Annotated in this window: 15 protein-coding genes and 1 pseudogene; 6 read left to right on the top strand and 10 right to left on the bottom strand. The window is 65.0% G+C overall.

Annotated elements, in window-relative coordinates; all coding sequences use genetic code 11:
* Positions 1 to 192: 192 nt before the first annotated feature.
* Positions 193 to 1,449: an aspartate kinase gene (locus ACVIYL_RS06885; RefSeq protein ID WP_456778069.1), complete on the bottom strand. Its 1,257-nt coding sequence runs from the start codon at positions 1,447 to 1,449 to the stop codon at positions 193 to 195.
* 209 nt (positions 1,450 to 1,658) lie between these two features.
* Between ACVIYL_RS06885 and ACVIYL_RS06880 the strand changes: the two genes are divergently transcribed.
* The 3 genes from ACVIYL_RS06880 to ACVIYL_RS06870 all read left to right on the top strand — a co-directional run bounded on the left by ACVIYL_RS06880 (position 1,659) and on the right by ACVIYL_RS06870 (position 4,079).
* Positions 1,659 to 2,126 (top strand): PH domain-containing protein, encoded by a 468-nt coding sequence (locus ACVIYL_RS06880; RefSeq protein ID WP_057015559.1) that lies wholly within the window; start codon positions 1,659 to 1,661, stop codon positions 2,124 to 2,126.
* A gap of 14 nt (positions 2,127 to 2,140) precedes the next feature.
* Positions 2,141 to 2,923 (top strand): bifunctional 2-polyprenyl-6-hydroxyphenol methylase/3-demethylubiquinol 3-O-methyltransferase UbiG, encoded by a 783-nt coding sequence (gene ubiG, locus ACVIYL_RS06875; RefSeq protein WP_456778068.1) that lies wholly within the window; start codon positions 2,141 to 2,143, stop codon positions 2,921 to 2,923.
* A gap of 256 nt (positions 2,924 to 3,179) precedes the next feature.
* Positions 3,180 to 4,079, top strand: a complete 900-nt coding sequence (locus tag ACVIYL_RS06870; RefSeq protein WP_456781790.1) for an EamA family transporter — start codon at positions 3,180 to 3,182, stop codon at positions 4,077 to 4,079.
* On the opposite strand, the gene ACVIYL_RS06865 is transcribed toward ACVIYL_RS06870, so the two are convergent.
* The 5 genes from ACVIYL_RS06865 to ACVIYL_RS06845 form a co-directional block, all read right to left on the bottom strand.
* Positions 4,080 to 4,520 carry an EamA family transporter gene (locus tag ACVIYL_RS06865; protein WP_456778067.1) on the bottom strand — a complete coding sequence of 147 codons (441 nt, stop codon included), beginning with the start codon at positions 4,518 to 4,520 and terminating at the stop codon, positions 4,080 to 4,082.
* 113 nt (positions 4,521 to 4,633) lie between these two features.
* Positions 4,634 to 5,104: a DUF1178 family protein gene (locus tag ACVIYL_RS06860; protein WP_092083110.1), complete on the bottom strand. Its 471-nt coding sequence runs from the start codon at positions 5,102 to 5,104 to the stop codon at positions 4,634 to 4,636.
* Entirely contained in the window at positions 5,101 to 5,976 is an 876-nt protein-coding gene (locus ACVIYL_RS06855; RefSeq protein WP_057015555.1) for a carbon-nitrogen hydrolase family protein, read from the bottom strand. The genes ACVIYL_RS06860 and ACVIYL_RS06855 overlap by 4 nt, the downstream gene beginning before the upstream one ends.
* On the bottom strand, positions 5,976 to 6,248 hold the full coding sequence (grxC, locus tag ACVIYL_RS06850; RefSeq protein WP_057015554.1) for a glutaredoxin 3: 273 nt from the start codon (positions 6,246 to 6,248) through the stop codon (positions 5,976 to 5,978). The genes ACVIYL_RS06855 and grxC overlap by 1 nt, the downstream gene beginning before the upstream one ends.
* Before the next feature lie 29 nt (positions 6,249 to 6,277).
* Complete coding sequence (locus tag ACVIYL_RS06845; protein WP_253606051.1) at positions 6,278 to 7,087, bottom strand: ComF family protein; 810 nt, start codon at positions 7,085 to 7,087, stop codon at positions 6,278 to 6,280.
* A gap of 78 nt (positions 7,088 to 7,165) precedes the next feature.
* Here ACVIYL_RS06845 and ACVIYL_RS06840 point away from each other — a divergent pair, with 78 nt between their 5' ends.
* Positions 7,166 to 8,008 (top strand): methyltransferase domain-containing protein, encoded by an 843-nt coding sequence (locus ACVIYL_RS06840; RefSeq protein WP_253606052.1) that lies wholly within the window; start codon positions 7,166 to 7,168, stop codon positions 8,006 to 8,008.
* Between the two features lie 56 nt (positions 8,009 to 8,064).
* On the opposite strand, the gene ACVIYL_RS06835 is transcribed toward ACVIYL_RS06840, so the two are convergent.
* Both ACVIYL_RS06835 and ACVIYL_RS06830 read right to left on the bottom strand, forming a co-directional pair.
* Complete coding sequence (locus ACVIYL_RS06835; protein ID WP_057015126.1) at positions 8,065 to 9,228, bottom strand: IS4 family transposase; 1,164 nt, start codon at positions 9,226 to 9,228, stop codon at positions 8,065 to 8,067.
* A gap of 435 nt (positions 9,229 to 9,663) precedes the next feature.
* Complete coding sequence (locus ACVIYL_RS06830; RefSeq protein WP_028343243.1) at positions 9,664 to 10,074, bottom strand: (deoxy)nucleoside triphosphate pyrophosphohydrolase; 411 nt, start codon at positions 10,072 to 10,074, stop codon at positions 9,664 to 9,666.
* 174 nt (positions 10,075 to 10,248) lie between these two features.
* Here ACVIYL_RS06830 and ACVIYL_RS06825 point away from each other — a divergent pair, with 174 nt between their 5' ends.
* A complete protein-coding gene (locus ACVIYL_RS06825) occupies positions 10,249 to 11,577 on the top strand; it encodes a TadE/TadG family type IV pilus assembly protein (protein WP_456778066.1) in 1,329 nt (442 codons plus the stop codon).
* Positions 11,578 to 11,868: 291 nt separating this feature from the next.
* Here ACVIYL_RS06825 and argJ read toward each other — a convergent pair.
* Positions 11,869 to 13,111, bottom strand: a pseudogene (gene argJ, locus ACVIYL_RS06820) (bifunctional glutamate N-acetyltransferase/amino-acid acetyltransferase ArgJ).
* 400 nt (positions 13,112 to 13,511) lie between these two features.
* Entirely contained in the window at positions 13,512 to 14,438 is a 927-nt protein-coding gene (locus ACVIYL_RS06815) for a peptidylprolyl isomerase (RefSeq protein ID WP_028337312.1), read from the bottom strand.
* A gap of 392 nt (positions 14,439 to 14,830) precedes the next feature.
* Here ACVIYL_RS06815 and secA point away from each other — a divergent pair, with 392 nt between their 5' ends.
* A complete protein-coding gene (gene secA / locus ACVIYL_RS06810) occupies positions 14,831 to 17,695 on the top strand; it encodes a preprotein translocase subunit SecA (RefSeq protein ID WP_456778065.1) in 2,865 nt (954 codons plus the stop codon).
* Positions 17,696 to 17,706: the final 11 nt, after the last annotated feature.

The following is a 17,706-nucleotide window of genomic DNA, read 5'->3' as shown; positions in this document are numbered from 1 at the left end:
CGTCAGCCCAATGCTGCGCCCGCTAAGAGAAATTCTAACTCCGGGGCGCGGCTGGGGAGCACGGCCAGTGCTCGGTCTCGTCGTTCCGGGGCGTCGCGAAGCGGCGAACCCGGAACCTCGAGATTCCGGATTCGATGCTGTCGCATCGCCCCGGAATGACAGCGGAGCGAGCCCTGCCCCTGCCGGTCGCGCCTACGCCTGATCCAGCCCGTACAGCGTGTGCAGCGTGCGGACCGCAAGTTCGGTGTAGGCGGCGTCGATCAGGACCGAGAACTTGATCTCGGAGGTGGTGATGGCGCGGATGTTGATGTTTCGGTCGGCCAGCGCCTTGAACGCCTTGGCCGCGACGCCGGCATGGCTGCGCATGCCGCTGCCGATCACCGAGACCTTGGCGACGTCGGTCGCGGTGTCGAGGCGTGCGTAGCCGATCTTGGCCTTGGCGGCGGTAATCGTGTCCTTGGCGCGGTTATAGTCGCCGGCCGGAACGGTGAAGGTGAGGTCGGTGGTCTTGCCGTCCTCGGACACGTTCTGCACGATCATGTCGACATTGATGCTGGCATCCGCGAGCGGCCCGAAGATCGCGGCGGCGACGCCGGGTTTGTCCTCGATCTGGCGCACGGAAATCTGGGCTTCGTCCTTGGAGAAGGCGATGCCGGTGACGACGTGCATTTCCATGATTTCCTCCTCGCTGCAGATCAGCGTGCCCGGCGGCTGGTTGGCGTGCGGGTCGATATCCTCTGGCTTGTCGAAGCTGGAGCGCACGAAAATCGGCATGTTGTGCACCATGCCGAGTTCCACCGAGCGAACCTGCAGCACCTTGGCGCCCTGCGAGGCCAGTTCCAGCATGTCCTCGAAGGCGATCTTGTCGAGCCGGCGCGCCTTCGGCACCACGCGGGGATCGGTGGTGTAGACGCCGTCGACGTCGGTGTAGATGTCGCAGCGGTCGGCGCGCAGCGCGGCGGCGATCGCCACCGCCGAGGTGTCCGAGCCGCCGCGGCCGAGCGTGGTGATGCGGCCGGTGTCGGGATTGATGCCCTGGAAGCCGGCGATCACGGCGACTTCCTTGCGCTCCTTGAAGCGGGTGATGATCTCGGTGCCGTCGATATCGAGGATGCGCGCCGAGGCATGCGCCTCCGAGGTCTTGATCGGGATCTGCCAGCCCTGCCAGGAGCGCGCTTGGATGCCGATGCCCTGCAGCACGATCGCGAGCAGGCCCGAAGTGACCTGTTCGCCGGAGGCGACCACCGCGTCATATTCGCGCGCGTCGTGCATCGGCGAGGCATCGGTGCACCAGGCCACCAGCTCATTGGTCTTGCCGGACATCGCGGAGACGACGACGGCGACCTCATGGCCCGCGTCGACCTCGCGCTTCACATGCTGCGCGACGTTGCGGATACGATCGATATTGGCGACGGACGTACCGCCGAATTTCATCACGAGGCGGCCCATGACGACGCGTCTATTCCTTTAAGAGGATAAGTAGGTTAACCCACGCCGAAAACCGCAAGCGCGGGGACCGAAACGCGCGTATACATAGCGCCGCGCCCGGGGGCAAGCCGGTAGGTAGGGGGCCCTCGAGTGTCTTTTGGGGGTGTTTTGACCGGTTGCGGGCGGGTTGTGGCGCACGGGTAACACGGGGCAACTCGAAGGCGGATTGGATGGGACGTTATATCGACGAGATCCTGCAGCCTGGCGAGAAGGTGCTGTATTCCACGAATGCGCACTGGATGTTCTATTTGCCGGCGATCGGGGCCTGGATCGTCGTGCTGGCGCTGCTGATCCTGTCGCGGATGACCACGGTCGACGGCCTCGTGATGGCCTGCTTTGCGGCCGCCGCCGTGGTCGCGGTCGCGGCGCTGTACTGGACCGCCGCGGCCTGGTTCCACCGCTGGACCACCGAAACCGACGTCACCAATTTCCGCGTGGTGCACAAGAGCGGCTTCATCAAGCGGCGTACCTTCGAGATGAGCCTCGATAAGGTCGAGAGCGTCGACGTCAACCAGAGCATCATGGGGCGCCTGCTCAATTATGGCGACGTCACCATCCGGGGCGTCGGCGAGGGCATCGAGACCATCAGGACCATCGCCGCGCCGCTGTCGTTCCGCAATTCGATCACCGCGCGATAGGGGCGCGCGCAATCATGGCCACGCAATCAACGCTTTCCGGTTTCTCCGCCAGTTCCTCCGCCAATGCCTCCGCCAGCTCGGTCGATCCGGCCGAGGTCGCGAAATTCTCGAAACTGTCCGATGAATGGTGGGATCCGCGCGGCAAGATGGCGCCGCTGCACAAGATCAACCCGCTGCGCCTGACCTATATCCGCGACGCCGCCTGCCGCAAGTTCGAGCGCAACGCCAAGAGCCTCAACTGTCTGTCCGGCCTGCGCCTGCTCGATATCGGCTGCGGCGCCGGCCTGTTGTGCGAGCCGTTCACGCGGTTAGGGGCCCAGGTGATCGGGATCGATCCTTCCGCCACCAACATCGCCGCGGCGAAGCTGCACGCCGACAAGGGCCATCTGTCGATCGACTACCGCTGCACCACGGTGGAAGAGATGGACGCCCGCGAGCGCTTCGACATCGTGCTGGCGATGGAGGTGGTCGAGCACGTCAACGACGTCGGCGCCTTCATCAAGCGCTGCGCGGTCATGCTCAAGCCCGGCGGGCTGATGGTGGTCTCGACCCTGAACCGCAACTGGAAAAGTTTTGCGCTGGCGATCGTCGGCGCCGAATACGTGCTGCGCTGGCTGCCGCGCGGCACCCATGAGTGGAGCAAGTTCGTCACCCCCGCCGAGCTCGAGCGCTATCTCGGCGACGTCAACCTCACCGTCACCGAACAGGCCGGCGTGGTCTACAACCCGCTCGCCGACAAATGGACCGTGTCGACCGACATGGACGTGAACTACATGGTGGTGGCGGAAGAGGTGTGAGTTGAGTGTCACGGCCTTGGCCACACAACAGGTGTCGTCCCTGCGAACACAGAATGCGTAGCCCGGATGGAGCGTAGCGTAATCCGGGACCCCTTCGTCCGCGGATGAGCTGGCCCCGGATTGCGCTTCGCTTCATCCGGGCTACGGAAGTTTGTGGACATCGCGCAATCCAGTCATGCGCCCACTCGGTTGACCGCGTCAGCGGCAATCGGCACGCTGGGCGTGTACTCCCGCCGGCATGCTTTCCTTATCCCCCATGTTCACGATCGCCTCGCTCTGGATCCCCTTCACCATCGTCGCTGCGTTCGGGCAGGTGGCTCGCAATGCGATGCAGCGGCATCTGACCGGGCCGCTCGGGACCTGGGGCGCGACCAATATCCGCTTCCTGTTCGGCCTGCCGTTCTCGGTGGTGTTCTTCGCGCTGGCGGTGCTGCTGACCGGCGATCGCGTGCCGTGGCCGTCATCGTCGTTCTGGCCGTGGCTGGTGACCGGCGCGCTCAGCCAGATCGTCGGCACCGGCTTCATGCTGCTGGCGATGAACGACCGCTCTTTCGTGGTAACCACGGCCTACATGAAGACCGAGGCGATCCAGACTGCGATCTTCGGCTTCATCTTCCTCGGCGACCATCTCACCTCGTCCAAGGTGATCGCGATCGTGATCGCGACCATCGGCGTCGTCATCACCGCGTTGCGGCCCGGTGGGCAGAAGAGCTTCGCCGACCTGCGCCCGACCGTGCTCGGCCTCGGCGCCGCCGCAGTGTTCGCGATCTCGGCGGTGAGCTTTCGCGGCGCGATCATCGCGGTGCCCGGCGTCTCATTTGTTACGGCGGCCTCCTACACGCTGATGTGGAGCCTCCTCGTGCAGACGCTGATCCTGTCGGTCTATCTGTTGTTGCGCGCGCCCGACGTGCTGAGGTCGATCCTCAAGCTGTGGCGGCCCTCGATGTTCGCGGGCTTCATGGGCGCATTCTCATCGCAATTCTGGTTCCTGGCGTTCGCGCTCACCGCCGCCGCCAATGTGCGCACGCTGGCGCTGATCGAGGTGCTGTTCGCGCAGGGCGTGGCGTATTTCTCGCTCAAGCAGCCGTTCTCGCTGCGCGAGGTGTTCGGCATCGTCCTGATCGTGATCGGCGTCGCGCTCTTGATCGCCGCGTAATTACCCTTTCACCGCGATCAGCACCGCGCCCGCGGAGATCAGCGCGATCCCGATCCAGCCATAGGCCGAGGGGCGTTCGCCGAGGAAGGTAGCGCCGAACAGCGCCACCAGCACGACGCTGAGCTTGTCGATCGGCGCGACGAGCGTGGCCGGTCCGAGCTTGAGCGCGCGGAAATAGCAGATCCATGATGCGCCGGTGCCGAGCCCGGACAGCAGCAGGAACAGCCAGCTCTTGCCCGAGATCGGCCCGGACTGGGTGAACTGTCCGGTCGCGAACAGGATGGCCGACAGCGTGATCAGCACGACCACGGTGCGGATCAGGGTGGCGAGATCGGAGTTGATGCCCTCGACGCCGACCTTGGCGAAGATCGCGGTCAGCGCGGCGAAGACGGCGGAAAGAAACGCCCAGACCTGCCAGGAGGAGAATGAGTCGGGGGGCATGCTCTTCCCAGATTGTCATTCCGGGGCGGTGCGCAGCACCGAACCCGGAATCTCGAGGTTGCGGCGCGAGATTCCGGGTTCACGCTTCGCGTGCCCCGGAATGACGCTGCGCGTCAATTCCGGTCTTCCGGCAGCGTCGGCAGGGGCGAGACCTCGACGCCTTCGTCGATCAGCGCGCGGGCCTCTTCGGGCGAGGCTTCGCCGTAGATCGGCCGGTGCTCGATATCGCCGTAGTGCATCTTGCGCGCTTCGTTCGGGAAGCGGTCGCCGACATTGTCGGCGTTCTTCACGATGTGGTCGCGCAGCTCCTTCAGCTTGCTGCGCAGCTCGCGCTCCTGCGCCATCATCAGCGACGTCGATTCATTGCCAGTCGCCTCGACGGGCGCGGCCGGCGCCGGCTGGGCCGGTTCGCGGCCCTTCTTGCTGACGACCTGCGGCGCCATGATCGCGCGCTCGATCTTGCTCGAGCCGCACGACGGGCAATCGATCAGGTGACGCCGCTCCTGCGATTCATAGGCCGCGGAGCTCTGGAACCAGCTCTCGAACTGGTGGCCGCGCTCGCAGCGCAGCGTGTAGCGGATCATGCCGAACCCCGGACGAGGTGCAGATGCTCCGGGCCGGCCTTGGGGTCGGCAATGCCGAAACGCCTGCCATGCTGCAACGAGGGAATGGTCTTGCGCGCAGTCTCGACCTTGGCGGGGTCGATCTCGGCCAGGAACACGCCCGGCTCGACGCCGCCCTCGGCGAGGATCTCGCCCCAGGGGTCGATGATCAGCGAATGCCCGAAGGTCTCGCGCTTGTTCTCATGCAGGCCGGCCTGCGCCGCTGCGAACACGAAGCAGCCGGTCTCGATGGCGCGGGCGCGCAGCAGCGTGTGCCAATGCGCTTCGCCGGTCTTGCGGGTGAAGGCGGACGGCACGGTGAGGAACGATGCGCCGGCTTCGGCCAGCGCGCGGTACAGCGCCGGGAAGCGCACGTCGTAGCAGATCGTGAGTCCGATTCGGCCCCAGGGTAGGTCGGAGATCACGGCGGTCTCGCCGGGCTGATAATTGGCCGATTCGCGATAGCTTTCGCCGCCCGGCAGATCGATATCGAACATATGGATCTTGTCGTAGCTCGCGAGCAGATTGCCCTCGGGCCCGATCAGGAACGAACGGTTGACCGCCTTCTCCGGCGAGTAGCGCAGCGCCAGCGAGCCGATATGCAGGTGGATCTTCAGTTCGGCGGCCAGCGCGCGATACGCCTTGAGCGACTGGTCGTCCTCTTCGCTCGCCAAATGCTCGAACAGCGCCTTGCGGTTGAGCTGCATCATGTTGCTGACCTCAGGGGTCAGCACGTACTTGGCACCCTGCGCCGCCGCCTCGCGGATCAGCCGCGTGCCCTGCTCGAGGCTCGGCTCCGGCAGCAATCCGGTGCGCATCTGCACCATGGCGGCGGTGAAAATGTTCTCCGTCATCAGGCGCCGCCTCCGTTGCTGAGCAGGCCGTCGAGCTTGCCCTCGCGGTCGAGCGCGTAGAGCTCGTCGCAGCCGCCGACATGGGTCTTGCCGATGAAGATCTGCGGGAAGGTCGAGCCGGCACCGGCGCGGCCATACATCTCGTCGCGATAGGCCGGGTTGCTGGCGACGCTCAATTCGGTGAACGCGGCGTTCTTGCGCGTCAAAAGCGATTTGGCCGCGCTGCAATAACCGCAGCCCGGGCGGGTGTAGATTTCAATGGCAGCGGTCATGGTGCGCTCGGTTGAACCAGAATGTCAGATTATATGGGAGCGCGGTGGGTATCGACAACCCGGGCAAACACCAGCACGTCGACCTGCGCGGCTTTGGCGCGGAGCAGCGCCCGTGCGCAGGCGTCCACTGTCGCGCCCGAGGTCAGGACGTCGTCGATCAGGATCACGCGGCGGCCCTGGACGTCAGCCTTGCGTTCATCGGCGACCCCGAATGCGCCCTGGACATTGCTGGCGCGATCCTTGCGTGACAGCCCGATCTGCTGCTCGGTGGCGCGGATGCGCCGCAGCGCTTCGGCAGTCATTTTGACGCCGCTCTGGAGCGCGATCACCTTGGCGAGCGCCCCGGACTGGTTGTAGCGCCGGCTCCAGCCGCGCCGCCAGTGCAGAGGAACCGGAACCAGCAGATCGGCGTCGTGGAGCAATTCCTTCCCCGCCCGCGCCATCCAGCGACCCATTGTGGGCGCCAGATCGGTGCGATCCTGGTATTTCAATGCGTGCACCAGCGTGCGCGCGACATCGTCATAGCGCACCGCGGCGCGGGCTCTGCTGTAGGCCGGCGGATTGGCGATCGCCTCCATCGACAGCAGCTCGGGGCCGGGATCGTAGACGAAGGGAATCCCGAGCCGCGGGCAGAACGGCGGCGCGATGAACGACAATCTGGCCCAGCAGGTCGCGCACACCCCCTCGCCATCGACTGGCTCACGGCACGAAACGCATAGCGTCGGCAGCGCGATATCGAGCGCCAGCCGCGCGGTGCGCAGCCACGCGCTCCCGATCGCGCCGAGCGCGCGGTGGACGTGACCGGTAATGGAGCGTGTCGGTGATGCCTCGGCGTCCATGGCGGGCGAGGCTAGCGTTTGATCAATGCAGGCTCAAGGCACATTGCCTGCGGCGGCGGTCCGGCGTAACCAGCCGGCATGACACCGAACCCGCCGACCGCCCCCATCCTGTTCGATCGCGCCTTGCTCGGCGCGCGGCTGGCGCGCGCGCGGCGCGAGGGCGCGGCGACATTCCTGCTCGAGCGTGCCAGCGAAGACATGGCGGACCGCTTGCTGGCGGTGTCACGCAGCTTTTCGGCGGCTGCCGATGTCTGGACGCCGGGCAACGGGCTCGCGGACGCCCTGCATGGGCGTGTCGCCGCGGTCGATGCGATCGGATTCAGTGAGGCGGAAGCGCTCGGACTGGCGCCGGAGTCGCGCGATCTCGTGGTCTCCGCGCTCGCCTTCCAGTTCGTCAACGACCTACCGGGCGTGCTGGCGCAGATCCGCCGGGGGCTGAAGCCGGACGGGCTATTGCTTGCGGCGATGCTCGGCGGCGATACGCTGACCGAGCTGCGGCAGAGCTTTGCCGCGGCGGAGGCCGAGTGCGAGGGCGGGGCCTCGCCGCGCGTCGCGCCGTTCGCCGATCTGCGCGATATCGGCGCGCTGCTGCAGCGGGCGGGATTCGCGCTGCCGGTGACCGACGTCGACCGCGTCGTGGTGCGCTATGCCAGCGCCTTCGCGCTGATGGCCGATCTCAGGCGCATGGGCGCCACCAATGTGCTGCGCGAGCGCCGGCACACCTTGACCCGCCGCGCCACCATGCTGCGCATGGCGCAGATCTACGGCGAGCGTTTCGCCGATCCCGACGGCCGCATCCGCGCCACCTTCGACATCGTCTGGCTGTCCGGCTGGGCGCCGCATGAAGGCCAGCCGAAGCCGCTCAAGCCCGGCTCGGCGAAAGCGAGCTTGGAGGCGGCGGTGAAGGGGACGAAGCGTTAGGGACGCACGATGCAAGGACTCCCTCTCCCGCTTGCGGCAGGGGTGTCCGGGGAAATTCAGGCATAGCGGAGCTCCATCTGGTCAGGTGAGATGGTTGATTTCCGACGGCTGGGGTTGATGGGCGGAGGTTTGTCGATGGCAGCGAGGGATCGACGCGTGAGCAGGAGCTGGCCGACGAGTTCGGCGAACCTGAGCGGGAGCATTTTGATGCAGTTGGTGTGAGCGGCGATGCGCAGCAGCAGGTAGGCAATCATCGCAGCGAGCACCTGAAGGCGGATCGCGTTGTCGTTGGCGCCGAGGAACTTGCGAATATCGAGATGCTGCTTGATCCAGCGGAACAGCAGCTCGATTTGCCATCGGCTCTTGTAGAGGGCGGCGATCTCGACGGCGCTACGGGCAAGGTCGTTGGTCAGGAGTGTGATCTTGCCGCCTTTCTCGCGTCTGATCTTGATGCGGCGGAGCGGGATTGGAAGGCGCGAATCGCCCTTGCTGGTGAGCTTCACCTCGTCATCGGCAAGGATTTCGAAGCCATCCCCGTTACGCTTGCGGATGGCGCGATGCCTGAGCGAGCGAAGACGGATGCTCGTCTTCGCCCGGGTAACGAAGAAAGCCTTGCTATCATTGATCTTCTGCCACCAGTCGAAACGGCAATAGCCCTTGTCAAACACATAGGTGGTGGCGGGCTGGATTGGGGTCTGTCGGCCGATCTCGATGTCATTGACGTTCGCGGCCGTCATCTCGACGCAGGTCGGGACATCGCTCCTTGGGTCGTAGACGACATGCAGCTTCATGCCGCGGATGCGGCCGTTCCACGTCGCCCAACTGCAGACCTTGCCGAGCGGGATCGGACTGGCGTCGATCAGACGCACCATCTCCATGCCTTCACTCCGCAGCTGGCGACGCGCCATCGCCGACAGCGCCGCAAAGGTTTGCGCGAAAATGCCGATCGGACGGCGGGCATTGGCATCGGACAACGTCGAGCGCGACAGCTTGCCGGTTCCCAAGTGATAGTGATGCTGCGAATTGGCGTTGAAGCCAGTCACCACCCCGCGCAGACTGCTGTTGCCGCTAAGCTGGGCATAGATCAGCGCCACCAGATGATCCCAGCTCCTGAACGACTTGTCGTAGGCATCCCCGTCCAGACGATCCACAACCGTCTGAAACTGCCGTCGATTGATCGGTTCAAGCAGCCTTCCAAAAATGCTACCGCGATATCGCATGCTCGGCCCTCTGTGTCTCGACAACCAGAAAAGACCGATTTGCCTCGGTCCTGCCGAGCATGCACCGCGACACAGTGAATCATTCCCCGGACACCCCTGCGCTTGCGGGGGAGGGTTGGGGTGGGGTCTCTCCACGAGTCGTATCGCGGAAATGGCCCCCACCCGGATCGCATCTGCGATGCGATCCGGCCTCCCCCGCAAGCGGGAGAGGCCGACCGAGCCAGCGGATAAGTCGCGTTCATATGCGATTGCCCTGCCCTTGCGGGGAAGGCGAGGGGGCGCTTACGCGATTTCGGAATAATGGAATTATGCCGGTGAGTTGCCCGACGTGTCAAGTCGCCTGGTCGGACGCCGGCCACCGCCACCTGCTTTGCATGGGGTTGTTTTCGATATTTTGGTAGCGCGCCTCCCCGCGAGCGGAAGAGGCGAAGAAGATCACAGCAACAGATCGATCAGATGCGGCAGCAGCGGGATGTCCGCGGGCGGCATCGGGTAGTCGCGTAGCTTGCTTGCGCGGACCCAGGCGAGGTTCTGGCCCTCGCGCGCCACCGCGATGCCCTCCCAGCGCCGGCAGATGTAGAGCGGCATCAGCAGATGGAAGGTCTCGTAGGCATGGCTGGCGAAGGTCAGCGGCGCGAGGCACGGCTCGCTCACGGTGATGCCGATCTCCTCGTGCAGTTCGCGGATCAGGGTCTGCTCCGGCCGCTCGCCGGGCTCGATCTTGCCGCCGGGGAATTCCCACAGGCCGGCCAGCGCCTTGCCCTCGGGGCGCTGCGCCAGCAGCACGCGCTTGTCGGCATCGACAAGCGCGCAGGCGACGACGAGGGTCAGCTTGATGTCAGCCATGCGGCGGGGGATTCCTTCCAGTCTGCAAGCTTTCATTAACCAGCAACGCGCTGTCAGCCAAACGATTTATGCCCGCGCGGCTTTCCGCGATCGCGATAAGCCGGCCTTAATTCGTATCCGGCAGGGTGAAGGTTCTCATCTATCTGCCCATCATATTCTTTGCCGACATAACCCATGAGCACCTTGATCCGGACCATCAGCCGTTTCCGTCGCGATCGCTCCGGCAACATCGCAATGACCTTTGGCCTCGCTGTGCTGCCGCTCGTCGTCGCAGTCGGATGCGCGGTCGACTATTCCCGCGCCAACCAGATCCGCAGCAAGCTGATATCGGCCGCCGACGCCGCGAGCGTCGGATCGATCGCCAAGGCGTCGCCCGGCTTCATCGCCGCCGGCGCCATGACCTCGGACGGCGAGATCCAGGCGGGCGAAGCCGATGCAACCAAGATCTTCAACGGCAACATCTTGAACCAGAACGGCTTCACGCTGACCAGCGTGACGCCGACCATGACCAAGAACGGCGGCGTCATCACCTCGACGGTCAAGTTCACCGCCGATGTCCCGACCATGTTCCTCGGCGTGATCGGACAAAGCAAGATGACGGTGACCGGCGCGTCGACCTCGACCGCGAACATGCCGCTCTATATCGATTTCTATCTCCTGCTCGACAACTCGCCGTCGATGGGGGTTGCGGCGACGCCCGCTGACGTGACCAAGATGGTCAACAACACGTCCGACAAGTGCGCCTTCGCCTGTCACGACTACAACGACGCCAACAACTACTACAATCTCGCCAAGACGCTCGGCGTGACGACGCGGATCGACGTGCTGCGCAGCGCGACCCAGCAATTGATGGACACGGCCGCGAACACTGCGACCTATGCCAGCCAGTACCGGATGGCGATCTACGATTTCGGCGCCTCGTCGAAGACGATCGGCCTGCGCGCGCTGTTCTCGCTGTCGACCAGCCTGTCGAGCGCCAAGACCGCGGCCGGCAACATCGACCTGATGGGCGTCTACGGCAACAACGATACCTACACCGCCGACAAGGACAGCCAGTTCTCGACGGTGCTTCCGGCCATCAGCAACGCGATCAGCGCGCCGGGCCCGGGCACGGCGGCAGCGCCGATGAAATACCTGTTCTTCGTATCCGACGGCGTGGCCGACGAGCCGAATTCAAGCTGCCTGAAGCCGATCAGCGGCGGCAATCGCTGCCAGTCGCCGATCAATCCGGCGCTGTGCACGGCGATCAAGAACCGCGGCATCAAGATCGCGGTGCTCTACACGACTTACCTGCAGCTGCCGACCAACGGCTGGTACATGACCTGGATCGATCCGTTCAACCAGGGCCCGTTCGGCCCGTCGCCGAACAGCCAGATCGCGCAGAACATGCAGGCCTGCGCGTCGCCGGGCTTCTATTTCGAGGTCAGCCCGACGCAAGGCATCGCCGACGCGATGAACGCGCTGTTCAAGAAGGCCGTCGCCGACGCGCGGATCAGCAGCTAGCGAAGCGCACACGCTCTATCACCGTCACCCTGAGGAGGCCGCAAAGCGGCCGTCTCGAAGGGTCGACGGCCCGATTTTCTCCGCGCGGCGCTATCGGGCCGTGCATCCTTCGAGACGCGCTACGCGCTCCTCAGGATGACGGGACTCACGCCGTCATTGCGAGCCAACGGGTCGCGCGAACGCGCGCCCGATGACAGGCTCCGCGAAGCAATCCATCTGTCCGCATGCATGGACGGATGGATTGCTTCGTCGCTTCGCTCCTCGCAATGACGGCGGTGATTGGGAAAGCGATTACGACCTGTAGTCGCCGTTGATCGCGACGTATTCCTTGGTGAGGTCGCAGGTCAGCACGCGGTCTTTGGCGCTTGCCGAGGCCGAGCGCGACCTTGATCTGGATCTTCGGCGCCTTCATCGCCTCCGACACCTCTTTCTCGTTGTAGGACGGATCGCGCGCGCCGCTCTTGGCGACGCGGATGCCGTTGAAGGAGATCGAGAGCTTGTCGCGGTTGGCGGGCTCGCCGGCCTTGCCGACCGCCATCACCACGCGGCCCCAATTGGCGTCCTCGCCGGCGATCGCGGTCTTCACCAGCGGCGAATTGGCGATCGACATCGCGATTCTGCGTGCCGACGGTTTGGTGGTGGCGCCCTCGACCACGACCTCGACTAGCTTGCGCGCGCCTTCGCCGTCGCGCGCCACCTGCTCGGACAGATCAGCGAGGATCTGCTGGAACGCCTTGGTGAAGGCCTTCAGCCGCGGGTCGCCGGCGCGCGAGATCTTCGGCGCGCCGTTGGCAGCGGCGGCGCCGGTCGCGAAGGCCAGCAGCGTATCCGAGGTCGAGGTGTCGCCGTCGATGGTCAGCGCATTGAAGGTGTCCTCGACGCCGGCCTTGAGCAGCGATTGCAGCACCGAGGCCGACAGCGGCGCGTCGGTGAAGACGAACGACAGCATGGTCGCCATGTCCGGCATGATCATGCCGGCGCCCTTGGCCATGCCGTTGATCGTCACCTTGGCCTTGCCGAGCTTGACGGTCGCGGTGGCGACTTTCGGAAAGGTGTCGGTGGTCATGATCGCCTTCGCCGCGTCCATCCAGAGATCGGGGGTCGCGGTCTCGGCGAGCTGCGCCAGCACGCCGTCGAACTTGGTGGCGTCGAGCGGCTCGCCGATCACGCCGGTGGAGGCGAGGAACACGTCCGACGTCGAGCAGCCGACCGCCTTCGCCGCGATCTGCGCGGTCAGCGCGGTGGACGCCTTGCCGGTCTTGCCGGTGAAGGCGTTGGCGTTGCCGGAATTGACCACCAGCGCGCGCGCGGCGCCGCCCTTCAGCTTGGCGCGGCACCATTCGACTGGCGCCGACGGGCACTTCGACTTGGTGAAGACGCCGGCCACCGCGGTGCCCTTGTCGAGCAGCGCGAGCAGCACGTCGGTGCGCCCCTTGTAGCGGATGCCGGCGGCAGCGGTCGCAAGCCGCACACCCGCGATCACGGGCATCTCGGGAACGTCGGGCGGGGCGAGGGGGGAGACGGCGGTGGACATCGGCAAGCTTCCGGCTACGGGGAGGGAAGCGCTCCATAACATCTCGCCGCAAGAAGCGGGAGAGGGCTGCGATGCGAACGCATAACGGCGTCGTCCCGGCGAAGGCCGGGACCCAACCACCGTCATCAATTGTTCAAGAAACTGCTGCCACCGCAAGACAAGCTCCGCTGCGGCGTATGGGTCCCGGCCCCCGTGTGCAGTTGCGCACTTGGCCGGGACGACGCGATCTTCAAAGAAGCCGTAGCCCGGATGGAGCGAAGCGCAATCCGGGACAGGTCCCTCCGCGGCAACAGACCCCGGATTTCGCTGCGCTTCATCCGGGCTACGAGGAAGCTGTAAAAAGCAAAATGGCCGGGACATGCCCGGCCATCGCGCATTGAAGCTATTGACGTCGCGAAGCTTACTTCTTCGCCGGCGCCATCTTGTTGTCGGCCGGCTTCGGCGCGTCCTTGGCGGCATCCGCGGGCGCGGCGGCGTCGGCCGGCTTGTCCATGCGCTCGACCTTGGCGGCCTCGCGCAGCTTGGCGACATAGTCGGCCTGCGCCTTGCGGGTCACATAGGTCTCGATCTGGGCCTTCACCTGCTCGAAGTCGGGCGCCTTGCGGTTGCGCTTTTCCTCGACCTTGATGATGTGCCAGCCGAACTGCGACTTGACCGGATCGGAGATCTTGCCCGGCTCGAGCGAGAAGGCGACCGCGGAGAATTCCGGCACCATCTGCTCCTTGGTGAAGAAGCCGAGGTCGCCGCCGTCGGAGGCGCCGGGGTCCTTGGACTTCTTCTTGGCGAGCTCGCCGAAGTCGGCGCCCTTGTCGAGCTCGGCCTTGATCGCCTTGGCCTCGTCCTCGGTCTCGACCAGGATGTGGCGGGCGCGCACCTCCTGCTCGCCGGTGATCTGCTTGGCGGCCTCCTCATAGACCTTCTTCATGGCGTCGTCGGTGGTCGCGGCCTTGCCCTCGCTGGCAAGCAGGCTGTCCATCAACAGGCGGTTGCGGGTGAAGGCGAGCCGCTTCTTGAAGTCGTCATTGTTCTCGATCTTCTTGTCCTCGGCGGCCTTGGACACGATCTTCATGTCGATCAGGAAGGACAGCACGTTGTCCTTGCGGGTCGAGGGGTCCATCTGCTGCAGGCTCGGGCCGAGTTCCTCCTCGGCGAGCGCCACGTCGCTGGCGTGGATCTCCGAGCCGTTGACCTTCGCCAGCACCGGATCGGATTCCGCGGCCCGGACCGGGAGGCCGGCAGCCAGCACTGCGACAAGACAGCCCGTCGCGGCCAGGGTGGCGAGGCCGAGGCGCAGGCCGGTTTTGGTTTCCGGGGGCGAGGTGGTCATGCAAAATCCTTGTCTCAAAGGGGGGAAGCTCGAGCGGGGCGGACACTCGCCCAATCGTGTTACATTGGCAACGCGAAAGTCTTGTCAAAATGATGAATTCCTTGACATCTTGCCAGCGTTGACAACCCCCCGACCGGGCCATATCTCTGGCCAACCGCGTCAGCGGCGAGAGCGCTTATTTTGCTGCGTTTTTCGCCGTTGAACCCAGGATGGCCTGTTTCCCACTCAATTGGCGGAGGAGCCCCCGGGCCGGGGCTCGAACCGTAGCGCGTCACGGTGAGTTGATAGGCGATCCGGCGGACCATCTCAGGCTGTAATCCAAGACTGAATTCCAAGTTGAATTCCAACACTGAACGAAGACCGAACTCGAGACCGAAGAACAGGAATTTCGCATGATCGGCGCGCTCGCCCGCAAGTTTTTCGGCTCCGCCAACGACCGTCGGGTCAAGGGGTATCAGTCCCGCGTCAACGCCATCAACGCGCTGGAGCCCGAGCTCGTCAAACTGACGGACGATCAGCTCAAGGCCCGCACCGCCGAGTTCAAGCAGCAGCTCGCCGGCGGCAAGACGCTCGACGACATCCTGGTTCCGGCCTTCGCCACCGTGCGCGAGGCGGCCAAGCGGACGCTCGGCCAGCGCCATTTCGACGTTCAGCTGATCGGCGGCATGGTGCTGCACGAGGGCGACATCGCCGAGATGAAGACCGGCGAAGGCAAGACGCTGGTCGCGACGCTTGCGGTCTACCTCAACGCGCTCGCCGGCAAGGGCGTCCACGTCGTCACCGTCAACGACTACCTCGCCCGCCGCGACTCGGGCTGGATGGGCCAGATCTATGCCTTCCTGGGGCTGACCACCGGCGTGATCGTGCATGGCCTCGACGACGCCGAGCGCAAGGCCGCTTATGCCTGCGACATCACCTACGGCACCAACAACGAATACGGCTTCGACTATCTGCGCGACAACATGAAGTACCGCCTGGAGGACATGGTCCAGCGCGAGCACTATTACGCGATCGTCGACGAAGTGGACTCGATCCTGATCGACGAGGCGCGCACGCCGCTGATCATCTCCGGCCCGCTCGACGACCGCTCGGATTTCTACAACACCATCGATACCTTCATGCCGAATCTCGCCAAGAAGGACGACTACGAGGTCGACGAGAAGCAGCGCACGGTGACGCTGACCGAAGGTGGCATGGAGAAGTTGGAGAACCTGCTGCGCGACGCCGGCCAGCTCAAGGGCGACTCGCTGTACGACGTCGAGAACGTCTCCGTCGTGCATCACGTCAACCAGGCGCTGCGCGCCCACACGCTGTTCACGCGCGACAAGGACTACATCGTCCGCGACGACGAAGTCGTCATCATCGACGAGTTCACCGGCCGCATGATGCAGGGCCGCCGCTATTCGGAAGGCCTGCACCAGGCGCTGGAAGCCAAGGAGCACGTCACGGTCCAGCCCGAGAACCAGACGCTGGCCTCGATCACCTTCCAGAACTATTTCCGGATGTACCAGAAGCTGTCCGGCATGACCGGCACGGCGCTGACCGAAGCCGACGAACTGTTCGACATCTACAAGCTCGAGGTCGTGGAGATCCCGACCAACCTGCCGGTGGCGCGCCTCGACGAGGACGACGAGGTCTACCGCACCCAGAACGAGAAATATGCCGCGATCCTTGCCGAGATCGAGCGCGCCAACAAGCGGCTGCAGCCGGTGCTGGTCGGCACGGCGTCGATCGAGAAGTCGGAAGTGCTGGCCGAGTACCTGAAGAAGCACGGCTACAAGCAGATCGACTTCACGTCCGAATCCGGCATGGAGAAGCTCTATGCCGCGGCGCGCGCCGGCAAGCCGGCAAAGCTGTTCGCGGTGCTGAACGCGCGCTTCCACGAGCAGGAAGCCTATATCGTCGCGGAAGCCGGCGTGCCGGGCGCGATCACGATCGCGACCAACATGGCCGGCCGCGGCACCGACATCAAGCTCGGCGGCTCGCTCGAGATGCGGATCCAGCAGGAGACCGCCGGGATCACCGATGAGGCCGAGAAGGCCAAGAAGATCGAGCAGATCAAGGCCGACATCGAGCGCTTCCGCGAGATCGTGCTGAAGGCGGAAGAGGATTTCGAGGTCGAGCCCGCCAAGGGCAACAAGCCCGCGAAAACCGTGAAGAAGCCGGGCGGCCTCTACATCATCGGCTCCGAGCGTCACGAATCCCGCCGCATCGACAACCAGCTGCGCGGCCGTTCCGGCCGTCAGGGCGATCCCGGCCGCTCGAAGTTCTTCCTGTCGCTGGAAGACGATCTGATGCGCATCTTCGGCTCCGACCGGCTCGACAGCATGCTGCAGCGGCTCGGCCTGCAGGAAGGCGAAGCCATCATCCATCCCTGGATCAACAAGGCGCTCGAGAAGGCGCAGCAGAAGGTCGAGGCGCGCAACTTCGACATCCGCAAGAACCTCTTGAAGTTCGACAACGTCCAGAACGACCAGCGTAAGGTGATCTTCGACCAGCGCGTCGACCTGATGAAGGACGACAGCGTCGTCGAGACCGTGACCGACATGCGCCATGCCTTCGTCGAGGACGTGGTCACCAAATACATTCCCGAGCACGCCTATGCCGAGCAGTGGGACACCGCGGGCCTCAAGGACGAGCTGAAGCGCGTGCTCGATGTCGATCTGCCGGTCGACGAATGGGCCAAGGAAGAGGGCATCGCCGACGAGGAGCTGCTGACGCGCATCGAGACCCATGTCGACGAGCGCATGGCCGCCAAGGTCGCGCAATGGGGTCCCGACGTGATGCGTTACGTCGAGAAGACCATCCTGCTGCAGACGCTGGACCATCTCTGGCGCGAGCACCTGATCATGCTCGACCATTTGCGCCAGGTGATCGGCCTGCGCGGCTATGGCCAGCGCGATCCGTTGCAGGAGTACAAGACCGAGGCCTTCAACCTATTCCAGGAGATGAGCGCGCATCTGCGCGAGGCCGTCACCGCGCAGCTGATGCGGGTCGAGATCGTGCCGCCGGAGGAGCCGCCGCAGCCGCTGCCGCTGATGGAAGCGCACAAGCTCGATCCCAACACCGGCGAGGACGAGTTCGCGCAGGCCCGCCTGACCGAGGCGACCTACGCCCAGGCCTCGCTGGCGCCGGGGATGATTGCCACCGACCGCGATCCGAACGATCCGGCGAGCTGGGGCAAGGTCGGCCGCAACGAGGACTGCCCCTGCGGGTCTGGCAAGAAGTACAAGCACTGCCACGGCCGGTACGCGTAGCCGCCGCGCGC

The organism is Bradyrhizobium sp. USDA 3315, assembly GCF_054056795.1.
The sequence above is the reverse complement of the archived record's forward strand: the minus strand, read 5'-3'. Positions and strand labels throughout refer to the sequence as shown.

What these genes read in the sequence shown, in the direction of transcription:
- ACVIYL_RS06835 (WP_057015126.1), bottom strand. Translation starts at nt 9,228, where the DNA reads ATGCGATATCGCGGTAGCATTTTTGGAAGGCTGCTTGAACCGATCAAT.
- ACVIYL_RS06865 (WP_456778067.1), bottom strand. Translation starts at nt 4,520, where the DNA reads ATGCCCCCCGACTCATTCTCCTCCTGGCAGGTCTGGGCGTTTCTTTCC.
- ubiG (WP_456778068.1), top strand. Translation starts at nt 2,141, where the DNA reads ATGGCCACGCAATCAACGCTTTCCGGTTTCTCCGCCAGTTCCTCCGCC.
- ACVIYL_RS06845 (WP_253606051.1), bottom strand. Translation starts at nt 7,087, where the DNA reads ATGGACGCCGAGGCATCACCGACACGCTCCATTACCGGTCACGTCCAC.
- ACVIYL_RS06855 (WP_057015555.1), bottom strand. Translation starts at nt 5,976, where the DNA reads ATGACGGAGAACATTTTCACCGCCGCCATGGTGCAGATGCGCACCGGA.
- grxC (WP_057015554.1), bottom strand. Translation starts at nt 6,248, where the DNA reads ATGACCGCTGCCATTGAAATCTACACCCGCCCGGGCTGCGGTTATTGC.
- ACVIYL_RS06870 (WP_456781790.1), top strand. Translation starts at nt 3,180, where the DNA reads ATGTTCACGATCGCCTCGCTCTGGATCCCCTTCACCATCGTCGCTGCG.
- ACVIYL_RS06860 (WP_092083110.1), bottom strand. Translation starts at nt 5,104, where the DNA reads ATGATCCGCTACACGCTGCGCTGCGAGCGCGGCCACCAGTTCGAGAGC.
- ACVIYL_RS06830 (WP_028343243.1), bottom strand. Translation starts at nt 10,074, where the DNA reads ATGGCTGACATCAAGCTGACCCTCGTCGTCGCCTGCGCGCTTGTCGAT.
- secA (WP_456778065.1), top strand. Translation starts at nt 14,831, where the DNA reads ATGATCGGCGCGCTCGCCCGCAAGTTTTTCGGCTCCGCCAACGACCGT.
- ACVIYL_RS06880 (WP_057015559.1), top strand. Translation starts at nt 1,659, where the DNA reads ATGGGACGTTATATCGACGAGATCCTGCAGCCTGGCGAGAAGGTGCTG.
- ACVIYL_RS06815 (WP_028337312.1), bottom strand. Translation starts at nt 14,438, where the DNA reads ATGACCACCTCGCCCCCGGAAACCAAAACCGGCCTGCGCCTCGGCCTC.
- ACVIYL_RS06885 (WP_456778069.1), bottom strand. Translation starts at nt 1,449, where the DNA reads ATGGGCCGCCTCGTGATGAAATTCGGCGGTACGTCCGTCGCCAATATC.
- ACVIYL_RS06825 (WP_456778066.1), top strand. Translation starts at nt 10,249, where the DNA reads ATGAGCACCTTGATCCGGACCATCAGCCGTTTCCGTCGCGATCGCTCC.
- ACVIYL_RS06840 (WP_253606052.1), top strand. Translation starts at nt 7,166, where the DNA reads ATGACACCGAACCCGCCGACCGCCCCCATCCTGTTCGATCGCGCCTTG.